The following is a 19,244-nucleotide window of genomic DNA, read 5'->3' as shown; positions in this document are numbered from 1 at the left end:
GGTGCCCCCACTGAGTAATTGAATTATCGGAAAAGACTGGCAATTTTACCTGTTGATAACCAAGATCGCCAGCGATTGATCGACGATCCAGTGAATAAGATCCAAGTTATTCACAATTATTTCTGCAAACTTGATGAGATCAACACACCTTGCCCCAAATTTGCCCACACAACGATCCACAATTGGGCAAAATTCACAAGATCGAGTGATTGGTGATAAGTCTGTGTATTATTTTATTCCCAATGCTGATTTTGTCGATCATTTCCCCTGGTTCAGTTCGCATTTTCGTCACATGTAACATTCTTCTTCTATTATCTAATAACTCACAGGTCTAGGTTATTGCTCTTGGTTATTTATTTAATTGAGCTAACTAACAGTAGTATTTCCAACCATAAAATTATGGAGATGTATTATGAAAAACTGGATTAAGGTTGCCGTTGCAGCCATTGCACTGTCGGCAGCAACCGTACAAGCCGCTACTGAAGTCAAAGTTGGTATGTCAGGTCGCTACTTCCCGTTTACTTTTGTAAAGCAAGATAAGCTACAAGGCTTTGAAGTCGACATGTGGGATGAAATCGGCAAACGCAACGATTACAAAATCGAATACGTAACCGCTAACTTCTCTGGTTTATTTGGTCTGCTAGAAACCGGTCGCATCGATACGATCTCCAACCAAATCACCATGACTGATGAGCGTAAAGCCAAATACCTATTTGCTGACCCTTACGTTGTAGATGGCGCACAAATTACCGTGCGTAAAGGCAACGACAGCATCAAAGGTGTTGACGATCTTGCGGGCAAAACCGTTGCTGTGAATCTAGGATCCAACTTCGAGCAACTGCTTCGTCAGTACGACAAAGATGGCAAGATCAACATCAAAACGTACGACACTGGTATCGAACATGATGTGGCACTCGGTCGTGCAGATGCATTTGTAATGGATCGTCTTTCTGCATTAGAGCTGATTAAGAAAACCGGTCTTCCTTTGGAATTGGCGGGCGAACCGTTTGAAACCATTCAAAACGCATGGCCTTTCGTGGACAACGAGAAAGGTCGTAAGCTGCAAGAAGAAGTAAACAAAGCACTGGCTGAGATGCGCGCAGATGGTACAGTAGAGAAAATTTCCGTGAAGTGGTTTGGCGCTGACATCACGAAATAAGAACTCTTTGTACTTTAGGCCGCAAAGTGGTATCACTCTCGGACTAAAATAAACTTACATAAAGGTGGAACTTGTTTTCCACCTTTTCTTTTCTCTAGCCTTTAGGTAAGCCGTATGGGATTTGACTTTAATTACATGTTGGAACTGCTGCCGATATTGCTGAAATATCTTGGCACTACCATGGAAATGGCGACATGGGGATTGGTGTTTTCACTGATTTTATCCGTCATTTTAGCCAATATTCGCGTATTTAAACTGCCAGTTCTGGATCAATTAAGCCAACTGTACATCAGCTTCTTCCGTGGCACCCCTCTCTTAGTTCAGCTTTTCCTGCTTTATTACGGCTTACCACAAATTTTCCCATTGATGGTGGGTATCGACGCCTTCTCAGCAGCGGTGATCGGTTTAACGCTGCACTTTGCCGCTTATATGGCGGAAAGTATTCGTGCCGCCATTATTGGTATTGATCGTAGCCAGATGGAAGCGAGCTTGTCGGTGGGTATGACAACATCTCAGGCGATGCGCCGAGTGATTTTACCTCAAGCAACGCGTGTCGCACTGCCTTCATTGATGAACTATTTCATCGATATGATCAAGTCAACGTCTCTCGCCTTCACGCTTGGTGTGGCCGAAATCATGGCGAAAGCACAGATGGAAGCCTCATCAAGTTTCCGTTTCTTTGAAGCTTTCCTTGCGGTTGCTCTTATTTACTGGGGCGTGGTGGTGATTCTGACTCGCGTACAAATCTGGGCAGAAGCAAAACTGAATAAGGCGTACGTACGATGATTAAGTTAGAAAATATTCACAAACGTTTTGGTGAGACTGAAGTGCTGAAAGGCATCGACCTCGATATTAAGCAAGGTGAGATCATCGTGATTATCGGCTCAAGTGGCACGGGTAAATCAACCTTGCTGCGTACGGTGAACTTTCTAGAACAAGCAGATGAAGGTCGTATCACGATAGATGACATCTCCGTTTATACTCAAAAACACACTAAAGCCGAAGTATTAGCGCTGCGTCGTCGAACTGGCTTTGTGTTCCAAAACTATGCCCTGTTTGCCCACATGAATGCGCGCCAGAACATTGCCGAAGGTCTAGTGACCGTTCGAGGCTGGAAAAAAGCCGATGCTCTCAAACGAGCACAACAAATTCTGGATGACATCGGCCTTGGGGATAAAGGCGATAGTTATCCAGCGGCATTGTCTGGCGGCCAACAACAACGTGTGGGTATCGGCCGAGCGATGGCGCTGCAACCAGAACTGCTGTTATTTGACGAACCAACTTCTGCGCTGGATCCTGAATGGGTCGGTGAAGTTCTCTCATTAATGAAGAAGTTAGCTAATCAGCATCAAACCATGCTGGTGGTGACGCACGAGATGCAATTCGCGAAAGAAGTCGCTGATAGAGTGATCTTCATGGCGGAAGGCAATATCGTAGAGCAAGGTTCTCCACAGGATATCTTCGATAATCCACAAGATCCTCGTTTGAAAAAATTCCTTAACCAAGTAGGAATAGAGTAACGATCAAGCATCAGGATCGATTGATCCTTGAGATTTTACTCACACTACGTATAATCGCCCGGCCGGAATTTCGTACTCATTGAGTCATTGACACATTATGTGAGTGTGATTACAATTCCGCCTCTTTGTTGAGAGGCGTCGGTTGTCCTTCTCTATATAAAGAGCTTCTTTATATAAGAAAGCAAATACCCACGCCGGGTTTAACAAGAACCTAAAACTACTGATCAGTAAAGGTAATTATCATGAAACGCACTTTTCAACCTACAGTTCTAAAGCGCAAGCGTACTCACGGCTTCCGTGCTCGCATGGCAACTAAGAACGGTCGTAAAGTTATCAACGCACGTCGTGCAAAAGGCCGTGCGCGCCTATCAAAATAATCGCTAGTTTATTTTGAACACGTACGCGTTTAATCGGGAGTTACGTTTGTTAACTCCCGAGCATTATCAAAACGTCTTCCAGCAAGCTCATCGAGCTGGCTCGCCTCATTTCACCATCATTGCTCGCAATAACAAACTTTCTCATCCACGATTAGGTTTAGCGGTTCCAAAAAAGCAAATCAAAACGGCTGTCGGTCGTAACCGATTTAAGCGTTTGGCTCGTGAAAGCTTTCGTAACAATCAACATCAGCTTCCAAACAAAGATTTTGTTGTGATTGCGAAGAAAAGCGCGCAAGATTTAAGCAATGAGGAAATTTTTAAGTTGTTTGATAAGCTATGGCAACGCCTGTCTCGCCCTTCACGTGGATAGCCATTGGGCTCGTTTATCTGTATCGCTGGTTTATCAGCCCTTTGATTGGTCCTCGTTGCCGGTTCACACCAACCTGTTCCACTTACGCGCTAGAAGCTTTGAGAGCTCACGGTTTTGTAAAAGGATGTTGGTTATCAGGCAAACGTCTATTAAAATGCCACCCTTTGAATGAAGGGGGGTATGACCCCGTTCCACCAGTCCAAAAACAAGACAGAGATAACTAACGATGGATTCTCAACGTAATATCCTGCTCATCGGTTTGGCCCTGGTTTCTTTTTTGCTGTTTCAACAATGGCAAGTTGCAAAGAATCCAGAACCTCAAGCAGTTGAACAGGCTCAATCAAGCAGCACTCTACCTGCACCATCTTTTGCTGATGAACTTGACCCAGTTCCAGGTCAACAGCAAGCTTCTGCAAAAACTATCACAGTAACGACTGATGTTTTAACTCTGTCGATCGACACCGTTGGTGGCGATGTGGTACATGCCAACCTTAACGAATACTCTGCTGAGTTAGATTCATCAGATTCTTTTGTTCTGCTTAAAGACGCTCAAGGTCACCAATTTATCGCTCAAAGCGGTCTAGTGGGTCCTCAAGGTATCGACTTGAGCAGCACAAATCGCCCTCACTACAACGTAAGTGCAGACAGCTTCACTCTAGCTGACGGTCAAGATGAACTTCGCGTTCCGATGACATTCACTGCAAACGGCATCGAATACACCAAAACTTACATCTTTAAACGCGGTAGCTACGCGCTTAATGTTGAATACGATGTAGTGAACAACTCAGGCAATAACGCAACATTTGGTATGTACGCTCACCTACGTCAAAACCTAATGGACGATGGTGGTAGCATCACAATGCCTACTTACCGTGGTGGCGCATACTCAACAGAAGATACGCGTTACAAGAAGTACAGCTTTGATGATATGCAGGATCGCAACCTGTCTCTTAACCTAGCCGATGGCCAAGGTTGGGCAGCAATGATTCAGCACTACTTTACCGCAGCTTGGATCCCACGTAACGAACCAGGTACTAACCTATACACTCGTGTAATTGGCAACCTAGGCGACATCGGCGTTCGTATGCCGAACAAAACTATCGCAACAGGCGATCAGGCTAAGTTTGAAGCAACACTTTGGGTTGGTCCAAAACTGCAAGATGAAATGGCAGAAGTGGCACCTAACCTAGACCTAGTAGTGGACTACGGCTGGTTATGGTTCATTGCGAAGCCTCTTCATATGTTGCTTTCATTCATCCAGAGCTTTGTTGGTAACTGGGGTGTGGCAATCATCTGTCTGACCTTCATCGTTCGTGGTGCGATGTACCCACTAACAAAAGCGCAATACACGTCTATGGCGAAAATGCGTATGCTTCAGCCTAAGCTGCAAGCTATGCGTGAGCGCATCGGTGATGACCGTCAGCGCATGAGCCAAGAAATGATGGAACTGTACAAGAAAGAGAAAGTGAACCCACTAGGTGGCTGTTTACCTCTTATCCTACAGATGCCTATCTTCATCGCACTATACTGGGCGCTAATGGAATCGGTAGAGCTTCGTCACTCACCATTCTTTGGTTGGATTCACGACTTGTCAGCGCAGGACCCTTACTACATCCTGCCGCTATTGATGGGTGCGTCTATGTTCCTAATCCAGAAGATGAGCCCGACAACGGTAACGGATCCAATGCAGCAGAAGATCATGACCTTTATGCCGGTTATGTTTACCTTCTTCTTCTTGTTCTTCCCATCAGGTCTCGTTCTGTACTGGTTGGTGTCGAACATCGTAACGCTTATCCAGCAAACTCTGATCTACAAAGGGTTAGAGAAAAAAGGCTTACACAGCAAGTAACCTTTTAGGAAATGATTGAGAAAGGCGGCCAAAAGGTCGCCTTTTTGTTTTTGGCTGATTACAATTCAGCTAACTAAAGTTATGGCTCAATTTGAGCCCAGCTCAAAAGGCAAAATTATGACTACAGATACGATTGTCGCTCAAGCGACCGCGCCTGGTCGTGGCGGTGTCGGTATTATTCGAGTATCAGGCCCTAAAGCCAACCAAGTGGCGTTAGAAGTCACGGGTAAGACACTAAAGCCCCGCTATGCAGAGTACCTGCCGTTTAAGTCAGAAGATGGCACTGTGCTTGATCAGGGCATCGCTCTGTACTTCCCTAACCCGCACTCATTTACAGGTGAAGACGTACTTGAGCTGCAAGGCCATGGCGGCCCCGTCGTGATGGATATGCTGATAAAACGCATTCTAGGTATTGATGGTATTCGAGCAGCTCGCCCTGGTGAGTTCTCTGAACGCGCGTTCCTGAACGATAAACTCGACCTCGCTCAAGCAGAAGCAATTGCAGACCTCATTGATGCAAGTTCTGAAGAAGCAGCAAAATCGGCGCTGCAATCCTTACAGGGCGCCTTTTCAGGGCGCATTAATACCTTAGTTGAGTCGCTGATTCACTTGCGTATCTATGTTGAGGCAGCCATCGACTTCCCAGAAGAAGAGATCGACTTTCTGGCCGACGGCAAAGTGGCTGGTGACCTACAAGCCATCATCGACAACCTAGATGCGGTGCGTAAAGAAGCCAACCAAGGCGCGATCATGCGTGAAGGGATGAAAGTCGTGATTGCAGGTCGTCCAAATGCGGGCAAATCAAGCCTACTGAACGCGCTATCAGGCAAAGAGTCTGCAATCGTAACCGACATCGCAGGTACCACGCGTGACGTACTGCGTGAGCATATCCACATTGATGGTATGCCACTACACATCATTGATACAGCAGGTCTGCGTGATGCCTCCGACGAAGTCGAGAAAATCGGTATCGAGCGCGCGTGGGATGAAATCGCTCAAGCAGACCGCGTCTTGTTCATGGTGGATGGCACCACAACCGATGCCACCGATCCGAAAGATATCTGGCCAGACTTTGTGGATCGCCTACCCGACAATATCGGCATAACCGTGATCCGAAACAAAGCGGATCAAACGGGTGAAGACATGGGGATCTGCCACGTCAATAACCCTACCCTCATCCGCTTGTCAGCGAAAACTGGTGCAGGGGTTGAAGCTCTGCGTGAACACCTAAAAGAATGCATGGGCTTCTCAGGCAATAGTGAGGGTGGCTTTATGGCTCGTCGCCGTCACCTCGATGCATTGGAACGCGCCGCACAGCACCTTCAAATAGGCCAGGAACAGCTTGAAGGCTATATGGCTGGTGAGATACTGGCAGAAGAGCTGCGCATCACCCAACAGCATCTCAACGAGATTACCGGCGAGTTCAGTTCTGACGACTTACTGGGCCGAATCTTCTCTTCATTCTGTATCGGGAAGTAAATAATCGAACGCGCGGTGCTGAGCTTAACTCACACCGCGTTTCTTTTTGTACGGCAAGCCATCCATGAGCTTTAGCCGTCGCATTCAATAAGGAAGAAGTATGATCCACATTATTACAGGCAGCACGCTAGGTGGCGCAGAATACGTAGGGGATCACCTGAGTGATCTACTCAACGAGAATGGATTTGAAACAACGATCCACAACCAACCGTCCCTCGATGAGATCGAAAATCAAGGAACGTGGTTGGTGATCACCTCAACCCATGGGGCTGGTGAGTACCCTGACAATATTCAACCTTTTATCGCGGCATTACAAAATACCCCGCCGAAAATGACCGACGTAAAGTTCGCAGTGATTGCGATTGGTGATTCAAGCTATGATACGTTCTGCGCCGCTGGTCAACACGCTTATGATTTACTAGAGGACATTGGTGCCACACCGCTCGCTGATTGTCTTAAGATTGATGTACTGAGCCATGCAGTACCCGAAGACGCCGCTGAGGCATGGTTAAAAGAGAATATCGAACGCTTTTAAGCTCCCCGCTTTCCCTTCAACAGAGTCGAAATTCGGCTCTGTTTTCCCCAATGTGAATAACTCCCGTCAAATTATTTTGTTTAACTGCTCAAAAACCAACCAAACGAGCTGTGGATAACTACAATAAGATCCAGTGATTTTCCTTTAGTTACCCCAATAACAACTTTGATCAATTTGACCCCCTGTGTATAACTACTACTTTTGATCCCAGGTAATCCTCGATCTGATCCAATCATGATCACAAGATATGATCCAAAGAAGATCCATGATCTTGTTGATCATTTTTAGGTTATCCACAGAAACGGTCGATCCTAATAGTAGATCTAATAAAAGATCATATATATAGATCTTATATATATTTATCTTGAAGCTTAAAACGGATAAAACGAGAAAACGTTTTTCTCTGTGGCATAAAGCAGGTAAAATACTGCTCCTTTATCTGTCCATTAAATCCCTTTGAATACCTGAGGTCAGTTCATGCTTTATCACGAAAACTTTGACGTCATTGTTGTCGGTGGCGGACACGCAGGAACGGAAGCCGCGCTCGCATCTGCACGCACAGGACAAAAAACGCTTCTCCTTACCCATAACATCGATACATTAGGCCAGATGTCTTGTAACCCGGCGATTGGTGGTATTGGTAAAGGTCACTTAGTAAAAGAAGTGGATGCTATGGGCGGTTTGATGGCTGAAGCCATCGACCATGCAGGTATTCAATTCCGTACACTAAATGCCTCCAAAGGTCCTGCAGTTCGAGCGACTCGAGCTCAAGCGGATCGTGCTCTGTACAAAGCGTACGTCCGTAACGCATTAGAAAATGCACCTAACTTAACGCTGTTCCAGCAGTCAGTGGATGATCTGATTGTTGAGCAAGACCGCGCGGTTGGCGTGGTGACTCAAATGGGACTTCGCTTCCATGCGAAAGCCGTCGTACTAACGGTAGGTACGTTCCTTGGTGGTAAGATCCACATTGGCATGGAGAGCTCTTCAGGCGGACGTGCAGGGGATCCACCGTCGATCGCATTAGCGGATCGATTACGTGAACTGCCATTCCGTGTGGATCGTTTAAAAACGGGTACCCCACCGCGCATTGATGCTCGCACTGTTGATTTTTCAGTGCTTGAAGCTCAGCACGGTGATAACCCTACCCCTGTATTTTCATTCATGGGTAAACGCGAACAACACCCGCGTCAGATCCCATGTTTTATTACGCACACCAATGAGCAAACGCACGACGTGATCCGTAGCAACTTGGATCGCAGTCCGATGTACGCGGGTGTGATTGAAGGCATTGGTCCGCGTTACTGCCCGTCGATTGAAGACAAAGTGATGCGTTTTGCGGATAAAAATAGCCACCAAATCTTCATTGAGCCAGAAGGTTTAACGACGCACGAGCTATACCCTAACGGTATCTCGACTAGCTTGCCATTTGATGTGCAAGTACAAATCGTTCGCTCAATGAAAGGCTTTGAAAATGCGCATATCGTTCGTCCTGGTTATGCGATTGAATACGATTTCTTCGATCCACGTGATTTGAAGCAAACGTACGAAACCAAGTTTATTCATGGTCTGTTCTTTGCTGGTCAGATTAATGGTACGACTGGCTACGAAGAAGCCGCAGCGCAAGGCTTGATGGCCGGTCTAAACGCAAGCTTGTACAGCCAAGACAAAGAAGGCTGGAGCCCACGTCGTGACCAAGCTTACATGGGCGTATTGATTGATGATTTATCGACCATGGGTACGAAAGAACCGTACCGCATGTTCACTTCTCGTGCGGAATACCGCTTGTTGCTACGTGAAGATAACGCCGATTTACGTTTAACGGAAAAAGCACGCGAGTTAGGCTTGATTGACGATGTTCGTTGGGCTCGCTTTAACGAGAAAATCAATAACATGGAAACGGAACGTCAGCGTTTGAAATCAACGTGGATGAATCCGAAATCAGAAGGCGTTGATGAGCTGAACAAGCTGCTGAAAACCCCAATGGCACGTGAAGCGAGTGGTGAGGATCTTCTGCGTCGTCCAGAGATCACTTATTCGCAACTGACGCAACTTGAAGCGTTTGCTCCTGCACTTGAAGATCAGCAAGCGGCTGAGCAAGTTGAAATTCAAGTAAAATACGATGGTTACATCAAGCGTCAGCAGGAAGAGATCGAAAAATCACTACGTCACGAAAATACCAAGTTACCTGCTGATTTGGATTACCGCGATGTAAAAGGTTTATCAAACGAAGTCGTTGCTAAACTGAGTGAAGCCAAACCAGAGAGCATCGGTATTGCATCGCGCATTTCTGGTATTACGCCTGCTGCAATTTCTATTCTACTTGTTCACTTGAAAAAGCATGGTTTGCTGAAGAAAGGTGAGGAAGAATAATGAGCGCATTGCGAACAAAACTGGATTCACTGATCGCGAAAACCGATTTAGAAGTGTCAGAGCAACAAAGAGAGCAATTGGTCGGTTACGTCGAACTGCTCGACAAGTGGAACAAAGCGTACAACTTAACGTCGGTGCGCGATCCGCTTGATATGTTAGTGAAACATATTCTTGATAGCATCGTGGTGAGCACACACCTGCCCGGTGAGCGCTTTATTGATGTTGGTACTGGTCCGGGCTTACCGGGCATACCTTTGGCAATCATGAACCCTGAGAAGACCTTCTTCTTGCTCGACAGTCTTGGCAAACGCATCCGTTTTATCAAGCAGGTCGTGCACACATTAGGGCTGAAAAACGTGACACCAATTCAAAGTCGCGTCGAAGAATTCCAACCTGAAGAAAAATTTGATGGCGTTTTGAGTCGAGCTTTTGCTTCAATGACAGACATGGTGGAATGGTGCCACCATTTGCCGAAACAAGAGCATGGGGTGTTTCTAGCGCTGAAAGGACAGCACCCTAAAGATGAAATGGATCAGCTTCCTGAATGGTGCAGTGTGACAGAGATCATATCTTTAGCTGTTCCTGAGTTGGAAGGTGATCGTCATCTAGTAATCTTATCGCGCAAGGAAAATTAGCGAGGTAATCGTGGGTAAAATTGTAGCAATCGCCAACCAGAAAGGTGGGGTCGGCAAAACAACAACGTGCATTAACTTAGCGGCTTCGATGGCGGCAACAAAGCGCAAGGTTTTGGTGATCGATCTCGACCCGCAAGGCAATGCTACGATGGCCAGTGGCGTGGATAAGTATATGGTCGATGCCACCGCATACGATCTTTTGGTCGAAGATACACCGTTCGATCAAGTGGTATGTACCCAAACCACAGGGAAGTATGATTTGATCGCGGCGAACGGTGACGTAACCGCGGCAGAGATCAAATTGATGGAAGTGTTCGCTCGCGAAGTGCGTTTAAAAAATGCATTGTCGTCAGTTCGCGATAACTATGATTTCATCTTTATTGATTGTCCTCCTTCTCTAAACCTTCTTACAATCAATGCGATGGCGGCAGCTGATTCTGTGCTGGTGCCGATGCAATGTGAATACTTTGCGTTAGAAGGTTTAACTGCTCTTATGGACACAATCAGCAAGTTAGCGGCTGTGGTTAATGAAAACCTCAAAATCGAAGGTTTACTGCGTACTATGTACGACCCGCGCAACCGCCTATCGAATGAAGTGTCCGATCAACTTAAAAAACACTTTGGCAATAAAGTTTACCGTACCGTCATTCCGCGTAATGTGCGTTTGGCCGAAGCGCCAAGTCACGGTAAACCAGCGATGTACTACGATAAGTACTCTGCAGGGGCCAAAGCGTATCTTGCTCTAGCGGGCGAAATGCTCCGCCGCGAAGAAATCCCAGTTTAACTCTAACCTAAGGAATTCAATCCCATGTCTAAGCGTGGTCTCGGAAAAGGACTGGATGCGTTATTGTCGACCAGTTCGTTTGCTCGTGAAAAACAGCATATTGCATCGCATAGCCAAGAATTATCGGCAGACGGTGAGTTAACCGACTTAGCGATTGGTCAATTGCAACCGGGCGTATACCAACCGCGTAAAGATATGGCGCCTGAAGCGCTAGAAGAATTAGCGGCTTCGATTCAGTCACAAGGCATTATTCAGCCAATCGTGGTTCGCCAGGTTGAAAGCGGTCAGTTTGAGATCATCGCAGGTGAGCGCCGCTGGCGTGCGGCAAGGCAGGCTGGTTTAAAACGCGTGCCGTGTTTGGTGAAGAAAGTCGAAGATCGCGCGGCGATTGCCATGGCGTTGATTGAGAACATTCAACGTGAAGACTTGAATGTGATTGAAGAAGCACAAGCGCTTGAGCGCTTACAAGACGAATTTACGCTTACGCATCAACAAGTCGCAGAAGTGATTGGTAAGTCGAGAACGACGGTCAGTAACTTGTTACGTTTAAATCAGCTTGAGTCCAATGTGAAAAGCTTGGTTGCGGATAAATTGCTAGAAATGGGTCATGCGCGAGCGTTATTGGCCTTGCAGGGTGAGAAGCAGGTTGAGGTTGCTCAACAAGTCGCGAAAAAGCAAATGACTGTTCGTCAAACCGAACAGTTAGTAAAAAAGTGCTTAGCCCCACAAAATGAGCAAAAAGGGCAACAAGAAGATACCGAAGCTGAGCAAATGTCGCATAAATTGAGTCAGCTGCTTGATGCAAAAGTTTCTCTGACCCGTTCTGCAAACGGAAAAGCGAAATTGACGATAAGTCTTGATGAGCCTCACAAATTGGACCAACTAATTGCCAAGCTTGAGGCCTAGATGAGATAATTGATTTAGGTCAATTAATCTAATTAATCGAATTTTGTGCGAAAGTTGTCGTTTTGTAAACAAAACTGTAAGTTTTTGATGCAATCGAATTGCTTTACGTTGAACTGAACGTATAATTTTCGCCAATTTCCCAGCACAGAGAGTTTAGTGCGAAGTGGATATTACTAGAGGTACGAATACATGGTAGCTGCGTTAGCTAGACCAGGACGAGAGCTCGCAAGGCAATTGTTAATGATCCAGTCTGGCGCGGTTATTTTTGTGGCAGCAGGAATGGCGGTAGCCATAAATCCTGACTGGGGATTTTCAGCGCTGATTGGCGGAGGCATTTTTGTTGTTGCCAATGCAGTATTCGCGCTGTGTGCTTTCATGTTTAGTGGGGCTCGCGCTGCCAAGCGCATCGCGGCTTCCTTCTATACGGGTGAAGTACTGAAAATTCTCATCACGGTTGCACTGTTCTATGTTGCCTACATGTATATGCAGGTGGAACTTGTTCCCCTCAAACTAACCTATTTGCTGGTACTAGGTATTAATATCTGTGCACCAGTGCTATTCATTAACAACAAAAAATAGGATGAGTTATGGCTGCGCCAGGTGAAGCGCTAACATCGTCCGGTTACATTGCCCACCACCTTTCTAACCTATCGCTGTATAAGTTGGGTTTAGTAGGGTCGGAGACAAGTTTCTGGAACGTACATATCGATAGCCTGTTTTTTTCTTGGTTTACTGGTTTAATCTTCCTCGGAATTTTTTACAAAGTAGCGAAGAGAACAACAGCGGGTGTACCGGGTAAGCTTCAGTGTGCTGTAGAAATGATCGTTGAATTTGTCGCCGATAACGTCAAAGACACGTTCCATGGACGCAACCCACTGATCGCGCCTTTAGCACTGACTATCTTTTGTTGGGTATTTTTGATGAACGTGATGGACTTAGTTCCTATCGACTTCTTACCGTACCCAGCAGAACATTGGCTAGGTATCCCTTACCTTAAGGTTGTACCGTCTGCTGATGTGAATATCACCATGGCTATGGCTCTAGGCGTTTTTGCATTGATGATTTACTACAGCATCAAAGTGAAAGGTCTAGGTGGATTCGCAAAAGAACTTGCACTACATCCATTCAATCACCCACTTATGATTCCGTTTAACCTACTGATTGAAGTGGTATCGCTACTGGCGAAACCTCTATCACTTGGTATGCGTCTATTCGGTAACATGTTCGCGGGTGAGGTTGTATTCATTCTTTGTGCGGCAATGCTACCATGGTACTTACAATGGATGGGTTCACTACCGTGGGCAATCTTCCATATCTTGGTTATTACGATTCAAGCCTTCGTATTCATGATGTTGACAATTGTTTACCTGTCAATGGCACACGAAGATCCTGATCATTAATTTTTTTAAAGCTTTTTATTTGGGCACTAAGCCAACAACTATAAATTGGAGATAGTAATGGAAACTTTACTGAGCTTTTCTGCAATCGCCGTAGGTATTATCGTCGGTCTTGCTTCTCTTGGTACAGCGATTGGTTTCGCACTGCTAGGTGGTAAATTCCTAGAAGGTGCTGCACGTCAACCAGAAATGGCTCCTATGCTACAAGTTAAGATGTTCATCATCGCGGGTCTACTTGATGCGGTTCCAATGATCGGTATCGTAATCGCGCTACTATTCACTTTCGCAAACCCATTCGTTGGTCAACTAGGTTAATCACCTTTAACTCGGGACGAGCGATTAGCGCTTGTCACTGATTAACACTAAGTCCAAATAGAGGGGTAGCTGTTGTGAACATAAACGCAACTCTGCTAGGTCAAGCAATCTCGTTTGCACTATTTGTGTGGTTCTGCATGAAGTATGTATGGCCACCATTGATGAAAGCGATCGAAGAGCGTCAGAAGAAAATTGCTGATGGCCTTCAAGCAGCAGAACGTGCTGCGAAAGACTTGGATCTAGCACAAGCCAACGCTTCTGATCAATTGAAAGAAGCGAAGCGCACAGCAACTGAGATCATCGAACAAGCGAACAAGCGCAAGTCTCAAATTCTTGATGAAGCTCGCGAGGAAGCTCAGGCAGAACGCCAGAAAATCCTAGCGCAAGCAGAAGCAGAACTTGAAGCTGAACGCAATCGTGCGCGCGATGACCTGCGCAAACAAGTTGCTACTCTGGCTGTAGCTGGTGCTGAGAAAATCCTTGAGCGTTCTATCGATAAAGATGCGCAAAAAGATATTCTCGACAACATTACTGCAAAACTTTAAGTCTGGGGGCGCATATGTCTGATTTGACTACTATCGCACGCCCCTATGCTAAAGCAGCCTTCGACTTTGCTTTAGAGAAAGACCAGTTGGACCAATGGGGCCAAATGTTATCTTTTGCTGCTGAAGTGGCCAAAAACGAACAAATGAACGAACTTCTAACCGGTTCGGTTTCTGCTGATAAAATGGCAGAGATTTTTGTTGCAGTTTGCGGCGAACAAGTTGATACGCACGGTCAAAACCTTTTGAAGGTGATGGCTGAGAATGGTCGTTTAGCGGCCCTTCCTGATGTTTGCACAGAGTTTTACACTCTGAAGAAAGAGCATGAGAAAGAAATCGATGTTGAAGTCATTTCAGCAACAGAACTTTCTGATGAGCAACTTGCAAACATTGGCAGCAAACTTGAAAAGCGTCTTGAACGCAAAGTGAAGCTGAATTGCAGTGTAGATGAGACCCTACTTGGTGGGGTTATTATTCGAGCCGGAGACCTAGTCATCGATGACTCAGCGCGTGGTCGTTTGAACCGCCTGAGCGATGCATTGCAGTCTTAATGGGGATTGGAGCATGCAACTTAATTCCACGGAAATTAGCGATCTAATCAAACAACGCATCGAATCTTTCGAAGTTGTTAGTGAAGCTCGCAACGAGGGTACTATCGTATCGGTAAGCGATGGTATCATCCGCATCCACGGCCTAGCGGACGTGATGCAAGGTGAAATGATTGAATTACCGGGTGGCCGTTATGCACTGGCACTTAACCTTGAGCGTGACTCGGTTGGTGCGGTTGTAATGGGCCCATATGCTGACCTTAAGGAAGGCATGAAAGTTACAGGTACTGGCCGCATTCTTGAAGTGCCAGTTGGTCCAGAACTACTAGGCCGCGTAGTAAACACGCTGGGTGAGCCTATCGATGGTAAAGGTCCAATCGAAGCGAAAATGACTTCGCCTGTAGAAGTGATCGCACCAGGTGTAATCGACCGTAAATCGGTAGACCAACCTGTGCAAACTGGTTATAAGTCAGTTGACTCAATGATCCCAATCGGTCGTGGTCAGCGTGAGCTTATCATCGGTGACCGTCAGATTGGTAAAACAGCACTGGCGATCGACGCGATCATCAACCAGAAAGACTCTGGTATTTTCTCTATCTACGTAGCAATTGGTCAGAAAGCATCGACTATCGCTAACGTAGTTCGCAAACTAGAAGAGCACGGCGCACTACAAAACACTATCGTTGTAGTTGCATCAGCTTCTGAATCTGCAGCGCTGCAATACCTAGCGCCATACGCAGGTTGTGCGATGGGTGAATACTTCCGCGATCGCGGTGAAGACGCACTGATTGTTTACGATGACCTATCTAAGCAAGCGGTAGCTTACCGTCAGATCTCTCTACTACTTAAACGTCCACCAGGCCGTGAGGCATTCCCAGGTGACGTATTCTACTTACACTCGCGTCTACTAGAGCGTGCAGCTCGTGTAAACGAAGAGTACGTAGAACGTTTCACTAACGGTGAAGTGAAAGGTAAGACTGGTTCATTGACTGCTCTTCCTATCATCGAAACTCAAGCAGGTGACGTTTCAGCATTCGTACCGACTAACGTAATCTCGATTACCGATGGTCAGATCTTCCTACAAACTGAGCTATTCAACGCCGGTGTTCGTCCAGCGGTTGACCCAGGTATCTCAGTATCTCGTGTAGGTGGTTCAGCTCAGACGAAAATCATCAAGAAACTATCAGGTGGTATCCGTACAGCACTAGCTGCATACCGCGAACTAGCAGCATTTGCTCAGTTCTCTTCTGACCTTGATGAAGCAACGAAGAAACAGCTAGACCATGGTCAAAAAGTAACAGAACTAATGAAGCAGAAGCAGTACGCTCCAATGTCTGTATTTGACCAAGCTCTAACTATCTTCGCGGCAGAGCGCGGTTACCTTGATGATGTAGAACTTAACAAAGTTCTAGATTTCGAGGCGGCTCTACTATCGTACGCTCGCGGTCAATACGCTGAACTAGCAGCTGAGATCGACAAGTCTGGCGCTTACAACGATGAAATCGAAGCTCAGTTGAAGAAACTGACTGACGACTTCAAAGCAACCCAAACTTGGTAATTAGGTCGGTGGCAGTTTCTGCCACCAACTAACGGAGAGTAACGATGGCCGGCGCAAAAGAGATACGTAATAAAATCGGTAGTGTTAAAAGCACGCAGAAAATTACGAAAGCGATGGAAATGGTAGCAGCTTCAAAAATGCGTCGTTCTCAAGATGCAATGGAAGCTTCTCGTCCATACGCTGAAACAATGCGTAAAGTGATCGGTCATGTGGCTAACGCAAACCTAGAGTACCGTCATCCGTACCTAGAAGAGCGTGAAGCTAAACGTGTTGGTTACATCATCGTTTCGACAGACCGTGGTCTGTGTGGTGGTTTGAACATTAACGTGTTCAAAAAAGCCGTTACAGACATGCAAGCATGGAGAGAGAAAGGTGCTGAGATTGAGCTTGCCGTTGTTGGCTCAAAAGCAACAGCTTTCTTTAAACATGGTGGCGCAAAAGTTGCGGCACAGGTTTCTGGCCTGGGTGATAACCCAAGCTTAGAAGACCTAATCGGTTCTGTTGGCGTAATGCTGAAGAAATACGATGAAGGTGAACTGGACCGTCTATACGTAGTATTCAACAAGTTTGTGAATACTATGGTTCAGCAACCAACGATCGATCAATTGCTACCTTTGCCTAAATCGGACAGCGAAGAGATGCAGCGTGAGCACTCATGGGACTACATCTATGAGCCTGAGCCAAAACCTCTACTGGATACGCTACTAGTGCGTTACGTAGAGTCTCAGGTATACCAAGGTGTGGTTGAGAACCTTGCTTGTGAACAAGCGGCTCGAATGATTGCGATGAAGGCTGCAACGGATAACGCAACCAACTTGATTGACGATTTGGAACTTGTGTACAACAAAGCCCGTCAGGCTGCGATCACACAAGAACTATCGGAAATCGTTGGTGGTGCAGCTGCGGTTTAAGCTTAGGTAAAACGAAATAGTTTAGAGGATTAACGATGGCTACAGGTAAGATCGTACAGATCATCGGTGCGGTAGTCGACGTAGAGTTCCCACAGAGCAATGTACCTAGTGTATATGACGCTCTAAACGTAACGGACTCAAAAGAGCGTCTAGTTCTTGAAGTTCAACAACAGCTAGGCGGTGGCGTAGTTCGTTGTATCGTAATGGGTAGCTCTGATGGTTTACGTCGTGGAGTTGAAGTGGTTAACACTGGCGCTCCAATTTCAGTACCAGTCGGTACTAAAACTCTAGGTCGTATCATGAACGTCCTAGGTGACGCGATTGATGAGCGTGGTGAAGTGGGCGCGGAAGAGGTTTACTCTATCCACCGCAGCGCACCAAGCTACGAAGAACAATCAAACGAGATCGCACTTCTAGAAACGGGCGTTAAAGTAATCGACCTAATTTGTCCATTCGCTAAGGGTGGTAAAATCGGTCTATTCGGTGGTGCTGGTGTAGGTAAGACCGTTAACATGATGGAACTTATCAACAACATCGCACTACAGCACTCAGGTCTATCCGTATTTGCGGGTGTTGGTGAGCGTACTCGTGAAGGTAACGATTTCTACTACGAGATGCAGGAAGCGGGCGTTGTAAACGTTGAGAAGCCTGAAGAGTCAAAAGTAGCGATGGTTTACGGTCAGATGAACGAGCCACCAGGTAACCGTCTACGTGTTGCACTGACTGGTCTAACAATGGCAGAACGTTTCCGTGACGAAGGTCGTGACGTACTACTGTTCATTGATAACATCTACCGTTACACACTTGCAGGTACAGAGGTATCGGCACTGCTAGGTCGTATGCCTTCTGCGGTAGGTTACCAGCCAACTCTTGCAGAAGAGATGGGTGTACTTCAGGAGCGTATCACGTCAACGAAATCAGGTTCTATCACGTCTGTACAGGCGGTATACGTACCTGCGGATGACTTGACTGACCCGTCTCCAGCAACAACGTTCGCGCACTTGGATGCAACGGTTGTACTTAACCGTAACATCGCGGCAATGGGTCTATACCCTGCGATCGACCCACTAGATTCAACATCTCGTATGCTTGATCCACTAGTAGTTGGTCAAGATCACTACGAAGTTGCTCGTGGCGTTCAGCAGACACTTCAGCGCTACAAAGAGCTGAAAGACATCATTGCTATCCTAGGTATGGACGAGCTATCTGAAGAAGATAAGCAAGTTGTATCTCGTGCACGTAAGATTGAGCGTTTCCTAACTCAGCCTTACCACGTAGCAGAAGTATTTACAGGTGACCCTGGTATTTACGTACCTCTAAAAGAGACTCTACGTGGCTTTAAAGGTCTACTAGCTGGTGAATACGACGACATTCCTGAGCAGGCATTCATGTACTGCGGTAGCATCGACGATGCTATTGAGAATGCGAAGAAGCTATAAGGCTAACTAGGAGGCGATATGGCAGCAATAACCTTTCACCTAGACGTAGTAAGCGCTGAGAAGAAAATCTTCTCTGGTCGTGTTGAAACGTTTCAGGTGACCGGTAGCGAAGGTGAACTTGGTATTTTCCATGGTCACACACCGCTGCTGACCGCTATCAAGCCTGGTATGGTGCGTATTGTGAAACAGCACGGCCACGAAGAAATCATTTATGTTTCTGGTGGTATGGTAGAGATTCAGCCTGGTACAGCGACTGTACTGGCTGATACCGCTATCCGTGGTGAAGAGCTAGACGCAGCGAAGGCAGAAGAAGCCAAGCGCCGCGCTGAGGAGCAAATCCAGAATCAGCATGGTGACATGGACTTCGCACAAGCGGCCAGTGAACTGGCTAAAGCCATTGCTCAGCTACGAGTTATCGAGCTGACAAAAAAGCGTCGCTAAGCTCAATTAGCAACGTTGCATGACAAAAGGCGGCCAAATGGTCGCCTTTTTGATTAATTTTAGTTGGAAATTTACCTTACTCCATTAACTATTTTAAAAGAGCTGT

22 protein-coding genes are annotated in these 19,244 nt (G+C 46.3%); all 22 read left to right on the top strand.

Going from position 1 to position 19,244, the window contains the following annotated elements; translation table 11 throughout:
- Positions 1 to 412: 412 nt before the first annotated feature.
- The 22 genes from OO778_RS16675 (at position 413) to OO778_RS16570 (ending at position 19,138) form a co-directional block, all read left to right on the top strand.
- Complete coding sequence (locus OO778_RS16675; RefSeq protein ID WP_005378831.1) at positions 413 to 1,159, top strand: amino acid ABC transporter substrate-binding protein; 747 nt, start codon at positions 413 to 415, stop codon at positions 1,157 to 1,159.
- A 114-nt stretch (positions 1,160 to 1,273) separates the two neighbouring features.
- Positions 1,274 to 1,945 (top strand): amino acid ABC transporter permease, encoded by a 672-nt coding sequence (locus OO778_RS16670; protein ID WP_005378829.1) that lies wholly within the window; start codon positions 1,274 to 1,276, stop codon positions 1,943 to 1,945.
- Complete coding sequence (locus OO778_RS16665; protein WP_264910436.1) at positions 1,942 to 2,679, top strand: amino acid ABC transporter ATP-binding protein; 738 nt, start codon at positions 1,942 to 1,944, stop codon at positions 2,677 to 2,679. Before OO778_RS16670 ends, OO778_RS16665 begins: the two co-directional genes overlap by 4 nt.
- Before the next feature lie 242 nt (positions 2,680 to 2,921).
- Positions 2,922 to 3,056: a 50S ribosomal protein L34 gene (rpmH, locus tag OO778_RS16660; protein ID WP_005378825.1), complete on the top strand. Its 135-nt coding sequence runs from the start codon at positions 2,922 to 2,924 to the stop codon at positions 3,054 to 3,056.
- Between the two features lie 46 nt (positions 3,057 to 3,102).
- On the top strand, positions 3,103 to 3,426 hold the full coding sequence (gene rnpA, locus OO778_RS16655; RefSeq protein ID WP_005394102.1) for a ribonuclease P protein component: 324 nt from the start codon (positions 3,103 to 3,105) through the stop codon (positions 3,424 to 3,426).
- Positions 3,393 to 3,650 (top strand): membrane protein insertion efficiency factor YidD, encoded by a 258-nt coding sequence (gene yidD, locus OO778_RS16650; RefSeq protein WP_005378822.1) that lies wholly within the window; start codon positions 3,393 to 3,395, stop codon positions 3,648 to 3,650. Before rnpA ends, yidD begins: the two co-directional genes overlap by 34 nt.
- A gap of 2 nt (positions 3,651 to 3,652) precedes the next feature.
- Complete coding sequence (gene yidC / locus OO778_RS16645) at positions 3,653 to 5,275, top strand: membrane protein insertase YidC (RefSeq protein ID WP_256954463.1); 1,623 nt, start codon at positions 3,653 to 3,655, stop codon at positions 5,273 to 5,275.
- Between the two features lie 117 nt (positions 5,276 to 5,392).
- Entirely contained in the window at positions 5,393 to 6,754 is a 1,362-nt protein-coding gene (gene mnmE / locus OO778_RS16640; protein WP_256954464.1) for a tRNA uridine-5-carboxymethylaminomethyl(34) synthesis GTPase MnmE, read from the top strand.
- Positions 6,755 to 6,854: 100 nt separating this feature from the next.
- A complete protein-coding gene (gene mioC / locus OO778_RS16635; RefSeq protein ID WP_005394096.1) occupies positions 6,855 to 7,289 on the top strand; it encodes an FMN-binding protein MioC in 435 nt (144 codons plus the stop codon).
- Positions 7,290 to 7,766: 477 nt separating this feature from the next.
- The gene (gene mnmG, locus OO778_RS16630; RefSeq protein WP_005394094.1) at positions 7,767 to 9,662 is read left to right on the top strand and encodes a tRNA uridine-5-carboxymethylaminomethyl(34) synthesis enzyme MnmG; all 1,896 of its coding nucleotides are present in this window, start codon (positions 7,767 to 7,769) and stop codon (positions 9,660 to 9,662) included.
- Positions 9,662 to 10,297, top strand: a complete 636-nt coding sequence (gene rsmG, locus OO778_RS16625; RefSeq protein ID WP_005394093.1) for a 16S rRNA (guanine(527)-N(7))-methyltransferase RsmG — start codon at positions 9,662 to 9,664, stop codon at positions 10,295 to 10,297. Before mnmG ends, rsmG begins: the two co-directional genes overlap by 1 nt.
- A gap of 10 nt (positions 10,298 to 10,307) precedes the next feature.
- The gene (locus OO778_RS16620) at positions 10,308 to 11,081 is read left to right on the top strand and encodes a ParA family protein (protein WP_005383838.1); all 774 of its coding nucleotides are present in this window, start codon (positions 10,308 to 10,310) and stop codon (positions 11,079 to 11,081) included.
- Between the two features lie 24 nt (positions 11,082 to 11,105).
- Positions 11,106 to 11,987 carry a ParB/RepB/Spo0J family partition protein gene (locus tag OO778_RS16615; RefSeq protein WP_264910435.1) on the top strand — a complete coding sequence of 294 codons (882 nt, stop codon included), beginning with the start codon at positions 11,106 to 11,108 and terminating at the stop codon, positions 11,985 to 11,987.
- 189 nt (positions 11,988 to 12,176) lie between these two features.
- Positions 12,177 to 12,566 carry a F0F1 ATP synthase subunit I gene (locus OO778_RS16610; RefSeq protein ID WP_005378921.1) on the top strand — a complete coding sequence of 130 codons (390 nt, stop codon included), beginning with the start codon at positions 12,177 to 12,179 and terminating at the stop codon, positions 12,564 to 12,566.
- Between the two features lie 8 nt (positions 12,567 to 12,574).
- A complete protein-coding gene (gene atpB, locus OO778_RS16605) occupies positions 12,575 to 13,387 on the top strand; it encodes a F0F1 ATP synthase subunit A (protein ID WP_005378922.1) in 813 nt (270 codons plus the stop codon).
- 57 nt (positions 13,388 to 13,444) lie between these two features.
- Complete coding sequence (atpE, locus tag OO778_RS16600) at positions 13,445 to 13,699, top strand: F0F1 ATP synthase subunit C (RefSeq protein ID WP_002540812.1); 255 nt, start codon at positions 13,445 to 13,447, stop codon at positions 13,697 to 13,699.
- A 74-nt stretch (positions 13,700 to 13,773) separates the two neighbouring features.
- On the top strand, positions 13,774 to 14,244 hold the full coding sequence (gene atpF / locus OO778_RS16595) for a F0F1 ATP synthase subunit B (protein ID WP_031780375.1): 471 nt from the start codon (positions 13,774 to 13,776) through the stop codon (positions 14,242 to 14,244).
- A 14-nt stretch (positions 14,245 to 14,258) separates the two neighbouring features.
- Entirely contained in the window at positions 14,259 to 14,792 is a 534-nt protein-coding gene (gene atpH / locus OO778_RS16590) for a F0F1 ATP synthase subunit delta (protein WP_005394085.1), read from the top strand.
- 13 nt (positions 14,793 to 14,805) lie between these two features.
- Positions 14,806 to 16,347 carry a F0F1 ATP synthase subunit alpha gene (atpA, locus tag OO778_RS16585; protein WP_005394084.1) on the top strand — a complete coding sequence of 514 codons (1,542 nt, stop codon included), beginning with the start codon at positions 14,806 to 14,808 and terminating at the stop codon, positions 16,345 to 16,347.
- Between the two features lie 44 nt (positions 16,348 to 16,391).
- A complete protein-coding gene (atpG, locus tag OO778_RS16580; RefSeq protein ID WP_005394082.1) occupies positions 16,392 to 17,258 on the top strand; it encodes a F0F1 ATP synthase subunit gamma in 867 nt (288 codons plus the stop codon).
- Positions 17,259 to 17,293: 35 nt separating this feature from the next.
- Entirely contained in the window at positions 17,294 to 18,697 is a 1,404-nt protein-coding gene (atpD, locus tag OO778_RS16575) for a F0F1 ATP synthase subunit beta (protein WP_005383849.1), read from the top strand.
- Between the two features lie 18 nt (positions 18,698 to 18,715).
- Positions 18,716 to 19,138 carry a F0F1 ATP synthase subunit epsilon gene (locus tag OO778_RS16570; RefSeq protein WP_005378937.1) on the top strand — a complete coding sequence of 141 codons (423 nt, stop codon included), beginning with the start codon at positions 18,716 to 18,718 and terminating at the stop codon, positions 19,136 to 19,138.
- Positions 19,139 to 19,244 lie beyond the last annotated feature (106 nt).

Origin of the sequence: Vibrio sp. STUT-A16 (assembly GCF_026000495.1) — a bacterium.
Classification (GTDB): Bacteria; Pseudomonadota; Gammaproteobacteria; order Enterobacterales; family Vibrionaceae; genus Vibrio; species Vibrio diabolicus.
Note: the sequence above shows the minus strand (reverse complement) of the source record. Positions and strands in the feature narration are given on the sequence as shown.

Excerpts from the sequence above, each read along its gene's own strand:
- OO778_RS16675 (WP_005378831.1), top strand. The coding sequence starts at position 413 with ATGAAAAACTGGATTAAGGTTGCCGTTGCAGCCATTGCACTGTCGGCA.
- OO778_RS16670 (WP_005378829.1), top strand. The coding sequence starts at position 1,274 with ATGGGATTTGACTTTAATTACATGTTGGAACTGCTGCCGATATTGCTG.
- OO778_RS16665 (WP_264910436.1), top strand. The coding sequence starts at position 1,942 with ATGATTAAGTTAGAAAATATTCACAAACGTTTTGGTGAGACTGAAGTG.
- rpmH (WP_005378825.1), top strand. The coding sequence starts at position 2,922 with ATGAAACGCACTTTTCAACCTACAGTTCTAAAGCGCAAGCGTACTCAC.
- yidD (WP_005378822.1), top strand. The coding sequence starts at position 3,393 with ATGGCAACGCCTGTCTCGCCCTTCACGTGGATAGCCATTGGGCTCGTT.
- yidC (WP_256954463.1), top strand. The coding sequence starts at position 3,653 with ATGGATTCTCAACGTAATATCCTGCTCATCGGTTTGGCCCTGGTTTCT.
- mnmE (WP_256954464.1), top strand. The coding sequence starts at position 5,393 with ATGACTACAGATACGATTGTCGCTCAAGCGACCGCGCCTGGTCGTGGC.
- mioC (WP_005394096.1), top strand. The coding sequence starts at position 6,855 with ATGATCCACATTATTACAGGCAGCACGCTAGGTGGCGCAGAATACGTA.
- mnmG (WP_005394094.1), top strand. The coding sequence starts at position 7,767 with ATGCTTTATCACGAAAACTTTGACGTCATTGTTGTCGGTGGCGGACAC.
- rsmG (WP_005394093.1), top strand. The coding sequence starts at position 9,662 with ATGAGCGCATTGCGAACAAAACTGGATTCACTGATCGCGAAAACCGAT.
- OO778_RS16615 (WP_264910435.1), top strand. The coding sequence starts at position 11,106 with ATGTCTAAGCGTGGTCTCGGAAAAGGACTGGATGCGTTATTGTCGACC.
- OO778_RS16610 (WP_005378921.1), top strand. The coding sequence starts at position 12,177 with ATGGTAGCTGCGTTAGCTAGACCAGGACGAGAGCTCGCAAGGCAATTG.
- atpB (WP_005378922.1), top strand. The coding sequence starts at position 12,575 with ATGGCTGCGCCAGGTGAAGCGCTAACATCGTCCGGTTACATTGCCCAC.
- atpE (WP_002540812.1), top strand. The coding sequence starts at position 13,445 with ATGGAAACTTTACTGAGCTTTTCTGCAATCGCCGTAGGTATTATCGTC.
- atpH (WP_005394085.1), top strand. The coding sequence starts at position 14,259 with ATGTCTGATTTGACTACTATCGCACGCCCCTATGCTAAAGCAGCCTTC.
- atpA (WP_005394084.1), top strand. The coding sequence starts at position 14,806 with ATGCAACTTAATTCCACGGAAATTAGCGATCTAATCAAACAACGCATC.
- atpG (WP_005394082.1), top strand. The coding sequence starts at position 16,392 with ATGGCCGGCGCAAAAGAGATACGTAATAAAATCGGTAGTGTTAAAAGC.
- atpD (WP_005383849.1), top strand. The coding sequence starts at position 17,294 with ATGGCTACAGGTAAGATCGTACAGATCATCGGTGCGGTAGTCGACGTA.
- OO778_RS16570 (WP_005378937.1), top strand. The coding sequence starts at position 18,716 with ATGGCAGCAATAACCTTTCACCTAGACGTAGTAAGCGCTGAGAAGAAA.